14 protein-coding genes are annotated in these 18,823 nt (G+C 64.6%); 6 read left to right on the forward strand and 8 right to left on the reverse strand.

The window, feature by feature from the left end:
* Window positions 1–113 precede the first annotated feature (113 nt).
* The 6 genes from APH27_RS14260 to APH27_RS14280 all read left to right on the forward strand — a co-directional run bounded on the left by APH27_RS14260 (window position 114) and on the right by APH27_RS14280 (window position 8,710).
* Window positions 114–632 carry an RNA polymerase sigma factor gene (locus APH27_RS14260; RefSeq protein ID WP_060485155.1) on the forward strand — a complete coding sequence of 173 codons (519 nt, stop codon included), beginning with the start codon at window positions 114–116 and terminating at the stop codon, window positions 630–632.
* Window positions 629–1,585, forward strand: coding sequence for a FecR domain-containing protein (locus tag APH27_RS14265; protein WP_060485156.1), 957 nt, complete (start codon window positions 629–631; stop codon window positions 1,583–1,585). The genes APH27_RS14260 and APH27_RS14265 overlap by 4 nt, the downstream gene beginning before the upstream one ends.
* A 260-nt stretch (window positions 1,586–1,845) precedes the next feature.
* Window positions 1,846–4,278, forward strand: coding sequence for a TonB-dependent siderophore receptor (locus tag APH27_RS14270; RefSeq protein WP_060485157.1), 2,433 nt, complete (start codon window positions 1,846–1,848; stop codon window positions 4,276–4,278).
* Window positions 4,279–4,334: 56 nt separating this feature from the next.
* Window positions 4,335–5,447: a PepSY domain-containing protein gene (locus APH27_RS14275; protein ID WP_027917518.1), complete on the forward strand. Its 1,113-nt coding sequence runs from the start codon at window positions 4,335–4,337 to the stop codon at window positions 5,445–5,447.
* Window positions 5,444–5,620 carry a DUF4175 domain-containing protein gene (locus APH27_RS26615; RefSeq protein ID WP_143512528.1) on the forward strand — a complete coding sequence of 59 codons (177 nt, stop codon included), beginning with the start codon at window positions 5,444–5,446 and terminating at the stop codon, window positions 5,618–5,620. Before APH27_RS14275 ends, APH27_RS26615 begins: the two co-directional genes overlap by 4 nt.
* 72 nt (window positions 5,621–5,692) lie before the next feature.
* Window positions 5,693–8,710, forward strand: coding sequence for a dermonecrotic toxin domain-containing protein (locus tag APH27_RS14280; RefSeq protein WP_060485158.1), 3,018 nt, complete (start codon window positions 5,693–5,695; stop codon window positions 8,708–8,710).
* On the opposite strand, the gene APH27_RS14285 is transcribed toward APH27_RS14280, so the two are convergent.
* The 8 genes from APH27_RS14285 to glnE all read right to left on the reverse strand — a co-directional run bounded on the left by APH27_RS14285 (window position 8,671) and on the right by glnE (window position 18,787).
* Complete coding sequence (locus APH27_RS14285) at window positions 8,671–10,113, reverse strand: lipopolysaccharide kinase InaA family protein (RefSeq protein ID WP_060485159.1); 1,443 nt, start codon at window positions 10,111–10,113, stop codon at window positions 8,671–8,673. The two genes, APH27_RS14280 and APH27_RS14285, sit on opposite strands and share 40 nt — an antisense overlap.
* Window positions 10,113–10,865, reverse strand: a complete 753-nt coding sequence (locus APH27_RS14290) for a lipopolysaccharide kinase InaA family protein (RefSeq protein WP_027917521.1) — start codon at window positions 10,863–10,865, stop codon at window positions 10,113–10,115. The genes APH27_RS14285 and APH27_RS14290 overlap by 1 nt, the downstream gene beginning before the upstream one ends.
* Window positions 10,862–11,596: a lipopolysaccharide kinase InaA family protein gene (locus APH27_RS14295; RefSeq protein ID WP_027917522.1), complete on the reverse strand. Its 735-nt coding sequence runs from the start codon at window positions 11,594–11,596 to the stop codon at window positions 10,862–10,864. Before APH27_RS14295 ends, APH27_RS14290 begins: the two co-directional genes overlap by 4 nt.
* Window positions 11,596–12,402, reverse strand: a complete 807-nt coding sequence (gene rfaP / locus APH27_RS14300) for a lipopolysaccharide core heptose(I) kinase RfaP (protein WP_027917523.1) — start codon at window positions 12,400–12,402, stop codon at window positions 11,596–11,598. Before rfaP ends, APH27_RS14295 begins: the two co-directional genes overlap by 1 nt.
* A complete protein-coding gene (locus tag APH27_RS14305; protein ID WP_027917524.1) occupies window positions 12,399–13,523 on the reverse strand; it encodes a glycosyltransferase family 4 protein in 1,125 nt (374 codons plus the stop codon). Before APH27_RS14305 ends, rfaP begins: the two co-directional genes overlap by 4 nt.
* Window positions 13,523–14,581, reverse strand: coding sequence for a lipopolysaccharide heptosyltransferase I (waaC, locus tag APH27_RS14310; RefSeq protein ID WP_027917525.1), 1,059 nt, complete (start codon window positions 14,579–14,581; stop codon window positions 13,523–13,525). The genes APH27_RS14305 and waaC overlap by 1 nt, the downstream gene beginning before the upstream one ends.
* On the reverse strand, window positions 14,582–15,631 hold the full coding sequence (gene waaF / locus APH27_RS14315; RefSeq protein WP_027917526.1) for a lipopolysaccharide heptosyltransferase II: 1,050 nt from the start codon (window positions 15,629–15,631) through the stop codon (window positions 14,582–14,584).
* Window positions 15,632–15,853: 222 nt separating this feature from the next.
* On the reverse strand, window positions 15,854–18,787 hold the full coding sequence (gene glnE / locus APH27_RS14320; RefSeq protein ID WP_060485160.1) for a bifunctional [glutamate--ammonia ligase]-adenylyl-L-tyrosine phosphorylase/[glutamate--ammonia-ligase] adenylyltransferase: 2,934 nt from the start codon (window positions 18,785–18,787) through the stop codon (window positions 15,854–15,856).
* Between the last annotated feature and the right edge of the window lie 36 nt (window positions 18,788–18,823).

The raw sequence follows: 18,823 nt of genomic DNA on the forward strand, positions 1-18,823 counted from the left end.
GACCAAGCTCTGATGATGGCAATCCGATAAGCGTCCATTGCACCCCACCCCCCGCCTCTGCAACAATCGCGAATAATTATCGTTAGTTAATGCATTCGTTCCGGGGACGCTGCATGTCTTCTGCCCACAGCCCACGCGCCGAACTGGTCGGCTCGCTTTACCGCGACCATCGCGGCTGGCTGCTTGCCTGGCTGCAGCGCAGCATGGCCTGCCGTCAGCGTGCCGAAGACCTGAGCCAGGACACCTTCGTGCGTCTGCTCGGCCGCGAGCAGCTGGACACCCCGCGCGAGCCGCGGGCCTTCCTCGCCGCCGTGGCCAAGGGCCTGATGTTCGACCACTTCCGCCGCGCGGCGCTGGAACAGGCCTACCTGGCCGAGCTGGCATTGATCCCTGAAGCCGAACACCCGTCCCCGGAAACCCAGCACCTGATCCTCGAAGACCTCAAGGCCATCGACCGCCTGCTCGGCAAGCTGTCGAGCAAGGCCCGTGCAGCCTTCCTGCACAACCGACTGGATGGCATGGGCCACGCCGAAATCGCCGAACGCCTGGGCGTTTCGGTGTCGCGCGTGCGCCAGTACATCGCCCAAGGCATGCGCCAGTGTTATGTGGCTCTTTACGGGGAACCGACGTGAACAACACACCGGTTTCGTGGCAGGTGCTGGAAGCCGCCATTGCCTGGAAGATGAGCCTGGACGATGGCAGCGGCACGCCTGACGAGCGCACCGAATTCATCCGCTGGCATGCCGCCAGCGAGGAACATGCCCGAGCCTGGCGCCAGCTGGGCGCCCTCGACCAACGTGTCAGCGTCGCCGCCGGCCCTGCGCGCCAGGCCCTGCTGCAATCGCGCGCCGGTTTACGCCGGCGCATCGCCAAAGTCGGTGGCGGGCTGGCCGGGATGTTCCTGCTTGGTTCGCTACTGGCCTGGGTCGGTGCTCCGTCACTGGCGCCCAGCTACTGGCTGGCCGATCAGCGCACCGCCACTGGCGAACTGCGCACCTTGCGCCTGGAAGATGGCACGCTGCTGAGCCTGAACACCCACACCGCCGTCGACATCGACTACCAAGGCGAGCAGCGCCTGATCGTGCTGCATCAGGGCGAAATCTCGGTCGAGACCGGCCATGACGACCCACGCCCGCTTCTGGTCCGCACTGACGATGGCCGCCTGCGGCCACTGGGCACGCGCTTCCTGGTACGCCGTGAAGACCAGGGCACGCGCCTTGAGGTGCTGCAGTCTTCGGTAGCCGCCATGCCGCACAACAGCGGCGACGAACAGGTGCTGCGCGAAGGCCAGCAAGTGCTGATGAACAGCAATGGCCTTGGCCGGATAGGCCCGGTGCAAGCCGGGGCCGACGCCTGGACCCGCGGCATGCTGGTGGTCGACAACGTGCGCCTGGCCGACCTCCTGAAACAGCTGGGCCATTACCGCAACGGCCACCTGGGCGTGGCCGATGAAGTGGCCGACCTGCGCGTCACCGGCAGCTTCCCGCTGACCGATACCGACCTGGCCCTGGCTTCGCTGGTACCGGCGCTACCGGTGAAGATCGAGCGGCATACGCCGTGGTGGGTGACTGTCGTTCCCAAGTAAATCGGACTCCTCGCCTGTAGGAGCGGCCTTGTGTCGCGAAAGGGGTGCGAAGCGCCCCCCAGATATCAGCGCTACTGCTGAAATTGCCGGGGCTGCTTTGCAGCCCTTTCGCGACACAAGGCCGCTCCTGCAGGCAATGAGTCGGTGCAGACGAAAGCCAGACTCAAATAATTCTCACTTTTTCTCCGATTCCCCCTGTCACTTCTGGAATCTCGCTCGGCAAGGAAGCAGTTAGCACTTATCCGTCGAGGAACCGCTGCATGTCCCGTGCCGTTGATCGTATCCTGCGTCCCAGCCTGATGGCTCTGGCCATTGCCATGGCCGCGCCCTTGTCCAGCACTGCCCTGTTCGCCGCCGAGCAGTCCGCACCGCGCGCCTACAACCTGCCCGCCGCCCCGCTGGCCGCCACCTTGAACCAGATCGCCAGCCAGTCGGGCATCGCCCTGGCCATCGACCCGGCACTGGTCAGCGGCCGCACCTCGGCGCCGGTCAATGGCCAGTACAATGGTCTCGGCGCCCTGCAGGCCGCACTGCTGGGCACCGGCCTGCAACTGCAGCAGAGCAGCGTGGGCAGCTACAGCCTGGTCGCCGTTCCGGAGGGTGCCCTGGCCCTGCCGGAAACCACCGTGAATGCCGCCAGCGCTTCCGAAAGCGCCTGGGGCCCGGTCGACGGTTACCTGGCCAAGCGCACCGCCGCCGGTACCAAGACCGACACCGCACTGGTCGAAGTACCACGCTCGATTTCCGTGGCCACCCGCCAGCAGATGAGCGACCGTGGCGTGCACAGCCTCGACGACGCCGTGAAATATATGCCGGGCATCGTCTCGGCCAGCTTCGGCAGCGACACCCGCTACGACTGGATGCGCGTGCGCGGCTTCGAGCCGACCCAGTTCCTCGACGGCCTGCCGCTGCCACGGGGCGTGTACGCCAACCCGAAAGCCGAAACCTGGAACCTCGACCGCCTGGCCCTGCTGCGTGGCCCGGCCTCATCGCTGTATGGTCAGACCCCACCCGGCGGCCTGCTGGACATGGTCAGCCGCCGCCCGCAGGCTGAAAGCGCCCACGAAATCGAACTGCAGTACGGCAGCGATAACCACCGCCAGATCAACTTCGCCAGCACCGGCAAGATCGATGACCAGGGCCAGTTCCTGTACAGCGTCAGCGGCGTGATCCGCGATGGCGGCACGCAAATCGACCATATCGACGACAAGCGCTACAACATTGCCCCGAGCCTGACCTGGAACATCGACGACGACACCTCGTTGACCCTGCTGACCCAGTTCACCCGCGACGATACCGGCGCTACCAGCCAGTTCCGGCCAATCCAGGGCACCAAGCTCGATATGCCGTTCGGCAAGGTCTCCCACCACAAGAACCTGGGTGACCCGGACTACGAGTTCTACGACCGCACCTACTACGCGCTGGGCTACGCCTTCGAGCACCGCATCAACGATGTCTGGCAGTTCCGCCAGAACCTTCGCTACACCAAGACTGACCTGGCGTTCCAGACCATCACCCCCGGCAGCTACAACGCAACCACGCCGCCGGTGCAGGACGATGGCACCGTCAGCCGCATGTCCACCAACACCGATGAAGACATCAGCCAGTTCGCTGTGGACAACAACTTCCAGGCCGACTTCGCCACCGGCGACGTTACCCACACGCTGCTGCTGGGCCTGGACCACCAGCGCGTCAACACCAACTACCTGTCGATCTTTGGCTTCAACGTGCCGGACAGCAACGTGATCAACCCGGTTTACGGGGTACCGATTACCCGCCCGGATCGCTCCACGGCGTTTTACGACTACGACCAGAAAACCTATCAGACCGGCGTGTACATCCAGGACCAGATGGCCCTCGGCAACTGGCGCCTGACCTTGGGCGGTCGTGAAGACTGGGTGCACACCAGCACCACGTTCCTCAACCAGGGCGATGCCACCAATACCCAGCGTGACAAGAAGTTCAGCGGCAACGCCGCCATCAGCTATGTATTCGACTCGGGCTTCGTGCCCTACCTGTCGTATGCCGAGTCGTTCCAACCTTCCAGCAACGCTGCCGTGTCCGCCTCCGAGTCGTTCAAGCCAACCGAAGGCAAGCAATGGGAACTGGGCGTCAAGTACCAGCCACCGGGTTCCAACACCCTGCTGTCGGCAGCCGTGTATGACCTGACGCAGAAAAACGTCTCGGTCACCAACAACGAAGGCGGCATAACGGTCACCAGCCAGACCGGCGAAGTGAAAGTCCATGGCCTGGAGCTGGAAGCGGTTTCCGACGTCACCGAAAACCTCAAGCTGACTGCTGCCTATACCCTGGCCAAATCGGAAGTGCAGGACGGCCTGTACAAAGGCAACCGCCTGCAGCTGATGCCCAACCAGCAAGCCTCGCTGTGGGCCGACTACACCTGGCACAGCGGCGTGCTCGACGGTTTCGGCATCGGCGGCGGCGCGCGCTATACCGGCAACACCTATGGCGACCAGGCCAACACCTACCTGGGCAAGGCCAATGCCTACACCGTGTTCGACGCCTCGGTGCACTACGACCTCGGCCGCCTGAGCACCAGCCTCAAGGGCGCCTCGGTGGCGGTCAATGCCACCAACCTGTTCAACAAGGACTACATCTCCACGTGTGATTCGTACTACTGCTACTACGGCGATGAGCGCAGCGTCGTTGCCAGTGCTTCCTACCAGTTCTGAGTGAGCGGGGGCCGCTTTGCGGCCCCACGGTCCAACAGACATAAATCGGTACCGTGATGAAAAGCCCAACCATCCGCCGCTGGTCGGTGATCCATACCTGGAGCAGCCTGGTCTGTACCCTGTTCCTGCTGTTGCTGGCGCTTACCGGCCTGCCGCTGATCTTCCACCACGAACTCGAACACCTGCTCGGCGATGCCCCAGAACTACGCGAGATGCCCGCTGGCACCCCGCAGCTGGACCTGCAACAGCTGGTCATCAAGGCCGAGCAGCACCGCCCCGGCGAGGTCGTGCAGTACTTCGGCTTCGACGAGGACGAACCCAACGGTGTGCTCGCGATCACCGCTGCCACCGCCGGCACAGAACCCAATTCCTCGCACACCTTCATGCTCGACGCCCGCACCGGCGAAGCCGTGGCCATGCCTGCCGCCAACGGTGGTTTCATGATGCTCATGCTGCGCCTGCACGTGGACATGTTTGCGGGGCTCCCCGGCAAACTGCTGCTGGCATTCATGGGGGTGCTGTTCGTCGTCGCGATCGTTTCCGGCACCGTGCTCTACGCGCCGTTCATGCGTCGCCTGGGCTTCGCCACCGTGCGCCACGACAAGTCCCGCCGCCTGCGCTGGCTCGACCTGCACAACCTGATCGGCATCGTCACCCTGACCTGGGCCCTGACGGTCGGCATTACCGGGGTGATCAGTGCACTGTCAGACCTGGTGATCGCCGCCTGGCGCAACGACAGCCTCGCCACCCTGGTCGCGCCCTACCGCGATGCCCCGCCACTGACGCAGCGCTCGCCCGCCACGCAACTGCTGGCCATCGCCGAACAGGCAACGCCCGGCATGCGCCCTGATTTCATCGCCTTCCCTGGCACCCGCTTCTCCAGTGAGCACCACTACGCCGTGTTCATGAAAGGTGCCACGCACCTGACGTCGCACCTGCTCACCCCGGTACTGATCGATGCACAAACCCTGCAGGTGACCGCTGTCGGCGAGCGGCCCTGGTACATGGATGCCATGGGCCTGTCGCAGCCCCTGCACTTCGGTGATTATGGCGGCCGCCCGATGCAGATTCTCTGGGCGGTGCTCGATGTGCTGACGCTCATCGTCCTTGGCAGCGGCCTTTACCTGTGGTGGGGCAAGCACCGCAAACCACGGGAGGCCAGGGCATGAGCCACACGTCGCAATCGATCCGGCGCATCTTCGCCTGGCCGGCTCTGATCGCCGCGCTGGGTGCCCTGGGCCTGTTTGCGGCCTTGCTCGGTGACGGCGCCTGGGACGCGCTTTCCTGGCTGGGCCTGGGCGCTCCGGCATGGCTGGCCTTACGTGGTATATGGCGCCGCTGAGGTAGCGGGTTAACGCAGTGGCGCACTGGCAACGGTGCAGCATGGTACGTTTTCACTCTCCGGAGACGGACCATGACCCCGCTGTTGCAATTACTGGCCCTGGACAACCGACTGCAAACGCTGCTGCCACCGCTGGACGGCGTCGAACACCGCCTTGACCAGTACCTGGCCGTACTGTTTCCAGGCAAGGTCATCCGTGCCAGCGCTCTGCGTGTAGGCCGTCACAGCCTGCTGGAACTGGTCGGCCTGCACCTGTTCGATGGCGGCATATTCCGCTTGCCCGTCGGTAGTCAGCCCGAGCATGAGCAGTACCCACGACTCGCCCTGCCCGTCGACTTCAACGCCCGGGTCGACCGTTTCTGCAAGAACATCCGCAAGGACCTGCACGCACAGCTGGCTGAATACTGGCAGGCCCGCGACAGCACGGGCCTCACCCGCCTGGTGCGCCTGGCGTCCTTGCGACGCGAACAGCTGGATATCGAAATGCGTTTGCGCAGCGGTGATCAGACCTTGTCGGCAGCGCATGCCCAACTGCTCAGGACCTGTATCGAATACCCCCTCCCCTGGCAACGCCGCCACTTGCCCACGTCAGCGCGGCCGCAGGTCTATCGCCCACTGCTGACCGCCACCGCGCCCAACTGGCGCAGCCATCTGCCCGGCGTATTGATACTCACCGAACAAGGCCAGGAAGGTCGGCTGCTCGAAGCCCACGAAACGGTCGGCAGAGCCGTGTTGTACACGGCTCTGCACGGGGTGGAGGCATTCGAAAGTCTCGCCGAGCTTCACCTGGAACTGTGCCAGCGCCTTGAAGACCCATTGGAGAGCGCCCCGCTTGTCAGCCTGCTGCCCCACCCTGAAGACCAGCGACGCGCGCGCATGGCCGAACGCCTGCGCTATGACTGGTACAGCGAGGATATTGCCCAGAGCCAGGCCATGGCCATCCGCGACGCCCACATTCAGCGCCTGACCCATGCCTGGCAAGATGCCTGGCAACGAGGCCAACAGCGCGATGTAGCAACACTCGATGCAGCACTGGCTAAAGCGCTGGACCTGCACATGGAACTCTCCAGCAAAGGTCCGCTGGCCACCCGATACGGGCTGCTGCTCGAAAAACACCTGCCAAACTGGCTGCGCTCCACCTCACAACAAGGCGTGGCGCACATCATGCAGGCCATGCAGGAACAAGTGGCCGCCATCGAGGCAGCGGCAGCCCCGGGTATTCTCACCCTTGAGCAATTCAAGCAGCAGCATGCCTTGCTGGCTTGGGTGCGTGAACGTTTGCACGAGTTCCTGCAACGTGACCCCGGCATCGATACGGACCCGCAATCCATCTGCGTCAGCGTGACCTTGGCCCGCCAGATCGGCCCCTCCTTCAACCCGCTCGACATCAGTGCCTACATTCCCGTGGCCAGCCGCCCTCAGGTAGGGCCCAGTATCGAACTGGTCAAGCAGACCTATCGGCTCGATAAACTGGCACTGCTCAACATCGCCTGGTTCGATGTCGACTACTGGCTCACCGCCCGCGTGCACCTTGCCGATGGCCAGCCACTTCCAGCCCTCACGCCGCTGCGGGTCAAACAGATCATTCGGCGCTTGAATGCCGGCGATGGTTACCAGGCCTACCTGCGCACGCACCTGCTTGACTCCCCCCACGGCCATTGGCGTCGGCGGGCACATGTTCAACTCAACCGCACGCGCATGAAGGCCGAGGCGGTCAAGGCACGCTACGCAGGCCACTTTCAGCCGGACACCTTCGAGCAAGGGTATGGATGGGCCAGCACGGTGATCCGTTGGCCCGACAGCCATGCCCGGCCGCATTACAACGAACAGCAGGTTATCGCCCGCCAGTTGCTTGTCCAGGGTCAGAGCCTGCAGGGCGTTTTCCTGCTCGTCTCGCCGGAAAACTCCAACCGTATCGTCGCCTACTGCCCGGATGCCCCAGACCGTCGACCCTGGCGTGAATACACCAACGCCAGGGCCCTGATAAGAGCAGTACGCAACGATGCCGACTTGCGCAGCTATGTGCTCGAGCGACTGCCACTGGGCAACGGCAAAGCGCTTGAGGCGCTGCTGCGCAAAGGCCGCCTGGGCACGCACATCAAGCTGCAGACCATCACCGGCAACCTGTACGAAGCCCAGTACCGTGCCGAGGTCAACTTCCTGATGGCACAGGCCGATGCTGCCACCCGCAGCAATAGCGAGCTGCTGGGCGAATACTCGGTCAACGTGCTCAGGGTGTTGCTGGATATAGTCGCACTCGTGCTGCCACAAGCGGGTGCCACAGCCCTGGCGTTCGGGCGCTTGGGGATTTCCATCTGGGATGGCTTCGAAGCGTTCGATCAGGACGACCATGCCGGTGCACTGCACCACGCCACCGCCGCATTCGGCCATGCAACAGCAGGCCTCCACAACATGGCAGGTACGGGGCTGATGCGCCGGGTCATGCGCGGGCTGCCCAAGCCACCGCCCGTACCGCTACCGCCGCACTATGAAGTAACCCCCGACGAGACCAGGCTGCGCTACCGCATCGATGCGCTCCACGGCGAGGCGGTCTATGAACGCCAGACGGCGAACCCCGGCCTGACGCAGTACTACGTCACAGATAACCTGGGCCGCTATTTCGGTGTCACCTTCAACGGCAACCGCTGGCGCGCAATTGACCCTGACTTGCCAAATGCCTACCTGAAGCTGCCCATCAAGCGCTGCCGTGAAGGTAACTGGGTGGTCGACTCACCCCTGCTCTGGCATGACGGGCTGCCGGACATCCAGCAACTGCTTGGCGACTGCCGGTTGGCTGCGCCTGTGCAGGGCACCGTTACCGCAGACGATGCCAACCTGTTCGAAGACAACACCCTGCTGTACCTTCAGCTCGGCCTGCATCAGTTGCCCGTGCGCCGCCATCCGCTCAGCAACCATTACCACCTGGTGCTGGCAGATGCCTTGCGCGGCAGCGTGCCTGGCGGCGCGGTGCTGCGCCGGCAGGACGAAGAATGGCGCATACGCGTGCGCCAGACCGGCCGCAGCAGCAACTGGCTGCCACTGCCGGCGGATTATTCCGACAACCGAGGCAGCAGCCGGTCCAGCCGCTGATACAATGCGCTGCCGCTCGGCCAGTTGCGCAAAAGCCGTGCCCGGTCACGGGCATAGGCCGGGGCGAAACTGAGCTGGGTGGCGTGCTGGCACATGGCGTCAAGGTCGATCAGCGACCATTGGCCGTTGTCCCAGAACAGGTTGTGCCCCTTGAAGTCGCCATGGCTGATGCGCTCGCGGATCAGCTGCTGCATCACATGCACCAGCGCGTCGACCTGCTCTTCAGGTGCCTCGCCGTTGTCCACATAGGGCGCAAAGCATGCGGTCAGGTCCGGGCCATCGACATATTCTGTGACCAGGTAGGCGCGGCTGCGCAGGCCCATCACACGTTGTTCCAGCACCGCCAACGGGCGTGGCGTGGCGATGTCGAGGAACTCCAGGCGGTGCCCTTCGATCCATGAGTGCCAAGCCCTGCTCGGGCGCCAGAAGCGCTTGAACCAGTGCGCGGTGTTCTTGATGTTGTAGCGCTTGAGTACCAGCTTGCGGCCGTTTACCTCGATACGCGCCACGCTGGCAGCACCACCGGTCTTGTACAGGTGGCCCTTGTCGATCAGTTCATCCGCCTGCTCCAGCACCGGCAGCATGGCATCCACTTCATTGCGACGAATCGCCCGCAGGCCTGAAAGGCTGCGCTCGACACTGAACAGGCTGCACTCGCGGCCAGCTTTTTCCAGGTAGTCCTTCTGCCGCCAGTTACGCACCTTGTCCACCTGCTTCTGCAGCGCTTCCAGCGGCAGCGCATGCTCGGCGTTGGCCAGCAGGTAGTGCACCAGCAACGCTTCGATGAACGGTTCCAGGCGCTTGGGCAACTGGGCGAAGAACACCCCGAGGTTTTCCAGCACGCGCGGGCGTGAAAGCTGCTGACCGGGTGTTTCGGCCTTGATACCGGCGCCGTCGATCAGGTACAGCTTGCCGTCGTGGCGCAACAGGTTGTCCAGGTGCAGGTCTTCCTGCCACAAGCCTTGTGCATGCATCTGTGCCACGGCAGTGAGGGCTTCGCCCAGCACCAGAAGCTGCTCGTCAGCCAGCACAGGCAGATCTTCTACCGCTGCCCAGGCATCGGCCAGGCTTTCGGCACCCTCGAGGAACTCGAACAGCAGCCAGCCACCCTCGCCTTCCTTGAGGCCGTCGGCAAGCAGTTGTGGCGTGGTCAGGCCTTCTTTGGCCAGTAGCTTCACGCCGTCCAGTTCGCGCTGGAAGTGCCGTGCGGCATTGCCGCCGACCAGCAGCTTGGCCAGCACCGGGGTGCCGCGCCAGATGCCAGCGCCGACATAGCGCTGACCGGGCAGCACCCGCAACAGGCTGAACAACTGCAGGTCAGCCGTGCCGGCGGCATCGGCCAGGGTAATGCTCAGGGGGAGCGACGGGCTGCGCCCGGCCGCCTTGAGTTCAGACAAACGCATCAGCGGGCCTCTTTTTCACGACGGCGTTGCGTCAGGCGTTGCAGCCAGGTACCGACCAGCGCGCTGTCAGCAGGCTGCTGCAGGTAGGCGGCCAGCAACTGGCGAACCTCTGCCTCGCCCCAGGCGGGGGCACGGCGCAGCAGCGGCTCAAGGTCACGCAAGCGGTCACGCATGCCAAACAGCAGCGGCCGGGTCTTTTCCAGGTCGATCAGCTGCGCATCCCAGCCTTCGCGGCGTTGGCGCAGAAAGATGTGCTTGGGATAGAAGCAACCGTGTACCTGGCCAGCACCGTGCAGGGTGCGCGCCAACTGGCCGCAGGCCTTGAGGATGCCCGCCTGGGCGCCCTCGGCGAGCTGCGGCCACTGGGCCAGCAGGCCCTCCAGGTCGCTCCATTCGTCCAGCGCACGGGTCATCAGGATCGCCCGGTGCTGGCCGTTGTGCTTGCGCTCGCCGTAGAACACGGCCTGCAAAGCCGGAATGTGCAGCTTCTGGTAGCGGCTGATGTTGCGGAACTCGCGGGCGAAGGTCGGTTCGCCAAACGGCCGGTGCAAGGTGCGGGTCAGGTAATCGCTCTGGCGCTTGAGGTAGTAGCCCTTGCCTTCGAGCTCCAGGCGGTAGACGCTGCTCCAGCCACCGCGGCCAGTGTTGGGTTCGTCCACGGCGTCGAGCTGCAGCGCCCACAGCGCTTCGAAGTCGTTCAAGCCATGGCGTTTGAGCAGCGCGAGGTCCGCGCTGGCCAGGTAATCGGTCATTCCCTTCCCTCGAAGAAGCTCAGCACCTGGCGAATGCGCCGCTTGTCGCGCACATTCAGGCGCTGGCGCCCACGGTACTGCAGGTAGAAACGCAGGCGCTGGGTCGCCGACAGGTGATATTTGGCCACCTTGTCCAGGCAGGCCAGGTCTTTGATCATGCGGTGGCGCCACATGAAACCACGCCAGAAGTCGCCGGTCGGGCAGTCGATGAAGAATAGCGTGCCCAGGTCGTCGACCAGCAGGTTGCGCCATTTCAGGTCGTTGTGGGCGAAACGGTGCTCGTGCATTACCCGGGTGTGGCGCGCCAGCTGGCGGCTCAGCTTGTCGACCCAGACGCGGTCGGCCAAGCGTGGGTCGTTGCGTTCGGCCAGGGCCGAGAGGTCTTCGGTACGCGGCAGTTCGCGGGTGATCATCGCACCACGGCCAAAGGCCAGGCCTTTGCGTTCCAGCCCCCAGGCCACCACTTCGGCAGTGGGAATTTCCCACTTGGCGAACTGTTTGAGGTTCTGCCATTCGGCCTTGATGCGCGGCCGGCCCAGGTAGCGGCGCATGTGCTTGCCAGCACCGGTGTAGCGTTTGACGTAGTAGTTGACCCCGTCACGCTCGATGCGGATGACCTCGCTGAGTGGGTCACGCGTGAGGTGTTCACCCTTGAGGGCAAACACCGCATCGAGGCTGCCGAAGTCCGACGCCAGATGTTCGTAGCCTGGCGCCAGTGTCCAACTCGCCATCAGAGTGCATCCCCATAGCGTTGCTTGCGATCGTAAAGTTTCTGCGCCTTGCCTTCGAGCCAGGCGAGCAGCGCAGCCTCTTCGGCCAGAATCTGCCGCAGCGGGCGCTGGAAATAGCCACGCAGGAAGCGCAGCTTGTCGCGCCGCGTAAGGCCGATGTCCAGCGCCGAAAAGTACAGCGCAGCCAGGTCCTTGTCGCGCCAGCGGCGGCTGATTTTCGCCCGTGTCTGCGCACGATGCAGGTCGATCACCGACAGTTTGAAGTCTTCAGGCGTCACCGGCCTGTCCGTGTGCAGCAGGAAGTGGCAGATGTAGCAGTCGCGGTGGTTCACCCCGGCGCGGTGCATGCCGCCGGTCATCTTCGCCACTTCCGCGATCAGCGCGCGCTTGAGGCGCGGCTCGGGCGGGTTCTTGACCCAGTCGATGCTGAAGTCTTCCAGGCTGATGGTCGGCGCCAGCTCTTCGGTGACGATGAACGAATGCTGAGTCGCCGGGTTGCTGCCGCGCTCGCCATAGGCCACGGCCGTCATGGTCGGCACGCCAACCTCATGCAGGCGCTGGATGGCTTGCCATTCCTGGCCGGCACCGAGTACTGGCAGCTTGGCGGTGAGCAGGTTCTTGAAGATCTCGCCCCAGCCGATGCCGCGGTGGATCTTGACGAAGAACCCTTCGCCAGCGACCTCGGTACGCAGCGTGCGGCGGCCTTCCAGCTCGCGATAGACCTCGCCTTGCAGCGCTTCCACGGCCTCGAAGGCGTCACGCCCGGCCCACAGGCGCTTGAAAGGTTCGGCCAATATCAGCTTCATGCGTTCTCCTGCCCCAGGATCACATCGGCAGCATGCTGCGGCATGCTGTACAGGTCGGCGCTGTCGGCAAAGGCCAGGCCATTGCGCGACCAGCCGGCGCGGGCCTGCCCGTCTTCGAGCATGCGTTGCAGGTAGCTGTTGAGCTGCTCCTGTTCGAACGGCTCGTCCAGCACCAGGCCGCAGTCGGCCTCGGCGATGTAATGGGCGTAGCCGCAAACCTTGGACACCAGCACCGGCAGGCCGGCCACCAGGGCCTCCAGCAGTACCGTGCCAGTGTTTTCGTTGTACGCCGGGTGAATCAGCAAGTCGGCGCCCAGCAAGAAGCGCGGGATGTCGCTGCGGCCCTTGAGGAACTGCACCTGCTCGCCCAGGCCCAAGGTGGCGCTCTGCAGCTGGAAACCCTTCGGGTCGTCCTGGCCGATGACCATCAGCTTCGTGCGCTTGCGCAGTGCCGAGGGCAGCGCGGCCAGGGCCTTGAGGCTGCGGTCGACGCCCTTGGTCTTGAAGCCTGAACCGATCTGCACCATCAGCAAGTCGTCATCGCCCAGGTTGAACTCCTTGCGGAAATCAGCGCGGATCTCGGCGGCATTGGCCGGCGCGCGACGGTCCTGGGAGATGCCCGGCGGCAGCAGGTGGAAGCGTTCCACCGGGGTGCCGTAGTGCTTGATGAACAGCGGCTGCTGCACCTCGGAAATCATCAACACTTCGGTGCGGGCGTCCTTGGCGAACACGGCGCGCTCGTACTCGGCGAAATGCCGGTAGCGGCCCCAGCGGCGGTACAGGCCGCCGCGCAGGGTCTGCGCCTTGTCTTCGAAGCAGCCGTCGGCAGCGTAGTAAACGTCCAGCCCGGGCATCTTGTTGAAGCCGATCAGGCGGTCGACAGGGCGCTTGGCCAGGTCCGCTTCCATCCAGGCGCTGAGCTTCTCGTTGCGCCGGTGGTTGAAGATCGCCTTTACCGGCGCCACCAGCACCTCGAAGCCCGGCGGGATGTCACCCTCCCAGATCAGCGTGTACACGCGGATCTGGTGGCCCCGCTTCTGGCATTCCAGGGCAATGCGCATGAAGTCGCGCTGCAGCCCGCCGAAAGGGAAATATTTGTAAAGCACGAAAGCCAGTTGCATCAACGAACATCCTCAGCCAGCAGCAGCGCGCTCAGGCGGCTCGCTACATGCTCGGGATTCAGGCGAGTGAAGCACAGCGGCCACTCGCGTTTCAGATCGAACCGGCGCTGGTCATCAGCGCTCGGTTTGTAGGTGCATTTCTTCTGCAGGCACGGTGCGCAAGGGAAATCGCTGGCCTGGTGAACCTGCACGCGGCCATAGGCGCCAGTCAGGCCCGGGTTGGTCGGGCCGAACAGCGAAATGGTCGGCACATCCAGCGCTGCGGCCAGGTGGCCGAGGCCGGTATCCACCGCCACACACGCCTTGGCCGCCGCCAGCACACGGGCGACGCCGGCAAGGTTCAATTTGGGGAGCACCTGGCAGTTGTTCAACCCCTGGGCGATGCGCTCGGCGCGGGCCTTCTCGGCCGGGTTGCCCCATGGCAGGCGCACCTGCAGCTTGCGCCGGCCAAGGCGTTCGGCGAGTTCGCGCCAGTAGGCTTCGGGCCAGTGCTTGGTCGCCCAGGTCGTGCCGTGCAGGAACACCACGTAGGGCGCGGCCGGCGGCAGCTGCAGGCGGTCGAGGTCGAGGCCGTAATGGCCGATGCCTTCCGGCAGGTCGTAGGCCAGGGCCATGGCGAACAGCTGGCGCACACGCTCCACGGCATGCTGGCCGACGGCAACCGACAGCGGCCGGTCGTAGAAGCGGCTGGCCCAGCCTTCACGGGCCGAGAAACGGTCCAGGCCGGCGACCGGTGCCTTGACGTAGCGGGTCAGCCAGGCCGACTTGACCAGGCCCTGGGCATCGATCACCAGGTCATACTTGCGCTCGCGAACGCGCTGCTTGAACGCCTTCCACTCGCCGCTCCTGATCGTCTGCCAGATATTCTTGCGCCAGCGGCGGATCGCCACCGGGATGACCTGGTCGACCGCCGGGTGCCAGCTGGGGATCTCGGCGAAGCCTTCTTCCACTACCCAGTCGAAACGGATGCCCGGGATGGCATGGGCAGCGTCGGTAAGCGCCGGTAGGGTGTGGATCACATCACCCAGCGACGAGGTCTTGATGATCAGTACCCGCACTTAGTCGACCTCGGCCACGGTATCGATCAGGTTCGAGCCACCCAGGCTGTGCAGGGCGGCGATGACTTTGCCGGGCTCCAGCAGGCGCAGGCAGTTGTAGTGGCCGAAGCGGCAGGTGCGGTCGAAACACGGGCTGCACTCGATGCCGGTGCGCACCACTTCCACTTTTTCAGCCAGTGGCGGCGTAAAGCCTGGCGAGGTAGAGCCGTACACCGCTACCAGCGGACGGTTCAGCGCGGCAGCCACATGCATCAGGCCGGAATCGTTGGAAACCACGGCGTCGGCGCAGGACATCAGGTCGATGGCCTCGGCCAGCGAGGTTTCACCCGCCAAATTGTACGACTCTTCACGCAAGCCCGGGATCAGGCGGTCACGGATCTGCTCACCAACCGGGTGATCGTTCTTCGAGCCGAACAGCCATACCTGCCAGCCCTGGCGGATCATCGCGTCGGCAACGTTCGCGTAGTGCTCGGCCGGCCAGCGCTTGGCCTCGCCGAACTCGGCGCCTGGGCACAGCGCCAGCACCGGGCGATCCAGCGCCAGGCCGAACTTGGCCATGGCGGCTTCACGGCTCTGTGCTTCGATCTGCAGGCTTGGCCGCGGATACGGCTGCGGCAGCTCGGCGCCGGGCGCGTAGGCAAGCGCCATGAAGCGCTCGATCATCAACGGGTAGCGGGCTTTGTCCAGCTTGCGCACGTCGTTGAGCAGGCCGAAACGCATTTCGCCGCGCCAACCGGTGCGCTTGGGGATACCGGCAAAGAACGGCACCAGCGCCGACTTCAGCGAGTTGGGCAGCAGGATGGCCTGGTCGTACTGGCCAGCCAGGGACTTGCCGATGCGCCGCCGCGTGGCCAGCTCCAGCGCGCCGTGGCCGAGCGGGAAGCTCAAGGCCTGGCGTACTTCGGGCATGCGTTCGAGGATCGGCCGGCTCCACTCGGGCGCCAGCACGTCGATCACGCAGTCGGGGTGCTGCTGTTTCAGGCACTGGAACAAGGTCTGCGCCATCACCATGTCGCCGACCCAGCTGGGGCCAATGATCAGTATTCTCATGCTTAGTCCAGAAACGCTCGGGGAGGCTACAGGCTGCTTACAGCCTGGCCTCCCCTCTTTATATTCAGGCTATGTGGCGGACAGTGTACCACTCAGGCATATCCGTCGCTGATTGCAGAACCTGTGGGAGCGGGTTTACCCGCGAACACCGGCGAAGCCGGTGCCATGCACCGCGTGGCCTTCTTCGCGGGTGAACCTGCTCCCACAGGGTTGGCGGGGCCTTCAGGTAAGGCCCAATTCACCCCAGATCCGCCGCACCTCGCGGCGCTCATCGGCAAACTGCGCCGCATCGATCACCCCGGCCTGCTTCTGCAGGGCCTGGCGGTGCGACGCAGAGCGGAACGCCTTGTACACCTCACGCAACAGCACCGCGTCACTGGCCGGCATCAACCCTGCCTGCTCCAGCTCTTCCAGAATGCGGATGTTATCGGTCCATCGAAGTATGGCCGGATGCGCGTGAGACCAGGCCAAAGCGGCGTATTGCACCATAAATTCGATATCGACGATACCGCCGGCATCCTGCTTGATATCGAACGCAACGCCAGCATCGAAGGCATTGGCCGCGGTGCCGGCAGCCGTAGCTTTGGTGCCAAGGTTGTCACGCATCTTGGCGCGCATCTCGCTCACTTCGCTGCGCAACTTGCCAAGGTCGCGGGCCTGGCCCAGGACCTTGGCCCGCACACCCTCGAACGCCGTCGCCACCTGCTTGCAGCCCACCAGCACACGGGCGCGCACCAAAGCCTGATGTTCCCAGGTCCAGGCTTCGCTCTGCTGGTAACGCTCGAACGCCCCCAGCGAACTGACCAGCAGCCCCGCCGCACCGGAGGGGCGCAGGCGCATGTCGACGTCGTACAGCTGGCCGGAGTTGGTCTGGGTGGTCAGCAGGTGGATGATGCGTTGGCCCAGGCGCGTGAAGAACTGCGCACTGTCGATCGGCTTGGCGCCGTCGGTTTCCGCTTGCGGGTCGCCATCGTGGATGAACACCAGGTCCAGGTCCGAACCGTGGCCCAGCTCCAGGCCGCCGACCTTGCCATAACCGATGATGATGAAGCCTGGGTCGCACAAGCTGCCGTCGCTGCGCTTGGGCTGGCCATGGCGGGCCACGGTCTGGCGCCAGGCCAGGGCCAGCACCTGGTCGAGAATCGCTTCGGCCAGCCAGGTCAGGTAATCGCTGACTTTCATCAATGGCAGGTTGCCGCTGATTTCCGACGCGGCGACACGCAGGCTGTGCGCCAGCTTGAAGTGGCGCAGCGCTTCCATCTGCTGCTCCAGGTCGTCCTCGGGAATGCGCGTCAGCCGCTCACGCAGCTCGGCGGCCAGCTCCGGCGCCAGCGGCGGGCTGAACAGGCGGCCTTCGTTGAGCAGCTCATCGAGCAGCAACGGGTAGCGGGCGATCTGCTCGGCGATCCATGGGCTGGCCGCACACAGGGTCAGCAAGCGCCGCAGGGCACCCGGGTTTTCGGTGAGCAGCACCAGATAGGCCGAACGCCGCGCCACGGCTTCGACCAGTGGCAGCACGCGCTCCAGCACCAGGTCCGGGTTGTCGTGCTCCACGGCCTGGGCCAGCAAACGTGGAATGAAGGCATCCAGTCGCTCGCGGCCGATACGTTGCATCGACCGCAGCTGCGGGCTGGCACGCAGCCCGGCCAGGCGGCGCAGGGCTTCGGCCGGTTGCTTGAAACCAGCCTCCTCCAGTTGGCGACCTGCAGCATCTTCATCCTGGGCCTGTTCCCAGAGGGGCGACCACTCGCCACCCACTACCAGCTCGCCTTCACTGTCGTCTTCATCCGGGTCGGCAATCACCTGGCGGAAGTGCCAGTCGACCCGACCGCGCCAGTACATCAGCTGATCGTGGAAGCTCTGCCAGTCGGCAAAGCCGAGGATATAGGCAACACGCTCACGGTCGAGCTCGCTGTCCGGCAGCATCTGTGTCTGGCGGTCGGCGATGGCCTGGATGGCGTGCTCGGTATAACGCAGGAATTCATAACCTTCGCGCAGCTCCGCCACCACTGCCGGCGGCAGGTAACCCTGGCCTTCCAGGGTCGCCAGCACCTTGAGCAGCGGCCGCTGCTGCAGGCTCAGGTCGCGCCCGCCGTGGATCAGCTGGAAGGCCTGGGCGATGAACTCGACCTCGCGGATACCGCCAGCGCCGAGCTTGATATTGTCGGCCATGCCCTTGCGCCGCACTTCCTGCTGGATCAGCTGCTTCATGGTGCGCAGCGCTTCGATCGCCGAGAAGTCCAGGTAACGCCGGTATACGAATGGCCGCAGCATTTCCTGAAGTTGCGCACCTGCGGCCTGGTCGCCAGCCACCACCCGCGCCTTGATCATCGCGTAGCGTTCCCAGTCACGGCCCTGGTCCTGGTAATACTGCTCCAGCGCATTGAAGCTGAGCACCAGTGCGCCGGCCGAGCCGTAAGGGCGCAGGCGCATGTCGACGCGGAACACGAAGCCGTCGACGGTGACCGGGTCGAGTGCCTTGATCAGGCGCTGGCCCAAACGGGTGAAGAACTCCTGGTTGTCCAGCGAGCGCTTGACCCCTTCCGTTTCGCCACCTTCGGGGAAGCCGAAGATCAGGTCGATATCCGACGACAGGTTCAACTCCACCGCGCCCAGCTTGCCCATGCCCAGCACCACCATGTGCTGTGGCTGGCCGCTACGGTTGCCGATTGGCGTGCCGAACTGCTGGCAGTGGCGCGGGTACAGCCACTGGTAGGCTTCGTCGATGGCGGCATCGGCGAGGTCGGACAGGTCGCGGCAGGTCTCGCCCAGCTCGGCCTGCCGTGTGATGTCGCGCCAGATGATGCGCAGCTGCTGGCGGTTGCGCTCGCGGCGCAGGTTACGCGCCAGCTCGTCTTCGCTCTGCGCGGCCTGGGCCGCAGCGGCGATCTGCCCGCGCAACTCGCCTGCGGCGTAACGGCGGTCCAGCTCACCGCTGGCGATCAGGGCAAACAACATGGCCGGTTCACGCTGGGCCAGGCCAAGCACGAAGTCGCTGGCGGCGGCTACTTGATCGAACTGTTGCCGGTGCAGCGGGGTCCAGGTTTGCAGGTCGAGTTCAGCGTGGCCTGCCACGGCATCGCTCAGAAACTGCTGGTTGCGAACGACCAGCGGTTGCAGGGAAGCAGGCAGTTCGAGCGGCAAAGGTAGGCGCATGGTCTATCCTTGATCGGCGTGAAATGGAGGGGAAAA

This window comes from Pseudomonas sp. NBRC 111123 (assembly GCF_001320205.1).
Lineage (GTDB): Bacteria > Pseudomonadota > Gammaproteobacteria > Pseudomonadales > Pseudomonadaceae > Aquipseudomonas > Aquipseudomonas putida_J.

Bases quoted from the DNA above. Each gene is read 5' to 3' on its own strand.
- APH27_RS26615 (WP_143512528.1), top strand. From the start codon at position 5,444: ATGAGCCACACGTCGCAATCGATCCGGCGCATCTTCGCCTGGCCGGCT.
- APH27_RS14285 (WP_060485159.1), bottom strand. From the start codon at position 10,113: ATGCGTTTGTCTGAACTCAAGGCGGCCGGGCGCAGCCCGTCGCTCCCC.
- rfaP (WP_027917523.1), bottom strand. From the start codon at position 12,402: ATGAAGCTGATATTGGCCGAACCTTTCAAGCGCCTGTGGGCCGGGCGT.
- APH27_RS14305 (WP_027917524.1), bottom strand. From the start codon at position 13,523: ATGCAACTGGCTTTCGTGCTTTACAAATATTTCCCTTTCGGCGGGCTG.
- APH27_RS14280 (WP_060485158.1), top strand. From the start codon at position 5,693: ATGACCCCGCTGTTGCAATTACTGGCCCTGGACAACCGACTGCAAACG.
- APH27_RS14275 (WP_027917518.1), top strand. From the start codon at position 4,335: ATGAAAAGCCCAACCATCCGCCGCTGGTCGGTGATCCATACCTGGAGC.
- APH27_RS14290 (WP_027917521.1), bottom strand. From the start codon at position 10,865: ATGACCGATTACCTGGCCAGCGCGGACCTCGCGCTGCTCAAACGCCAT.
- APH27_RS14270 (WP_060485157.1), top strand. From the start codon at position 1,846: ATGTCCCGTGCCGTTGATCGTATCCTGCGTCCCAGCCTGATGGCTCTG.
- glnE (WP_060485160.1), bottom strand. From the start codon at position 18,787: ATGCGCCTACCTTTGCCGCTCGAACTGCCTGCTTCCCTGCAACCGCTG.
- APH27_RS14260 (WP_060485155.1), top strand. From the start codon at position 114: ATGTCTTCTGCCCACAGCCCACGCGCCGAACTGGTCGGCTCGCTTTAC.
- APH27_RS14295 (WP_027917522.1), bottom strand. From the start codon at position 11,596: ATGGCGAGTTGGACACTGGCGCCAGGCTACGAACATCTGGCGTCGGAC.
- waaF (WP_027917526.1), bottom strand. From the start codon at position 15,631: ATGAGAATACTGATCATTGGCCCCAGCTGGGTCGGCGACATGGTGATG.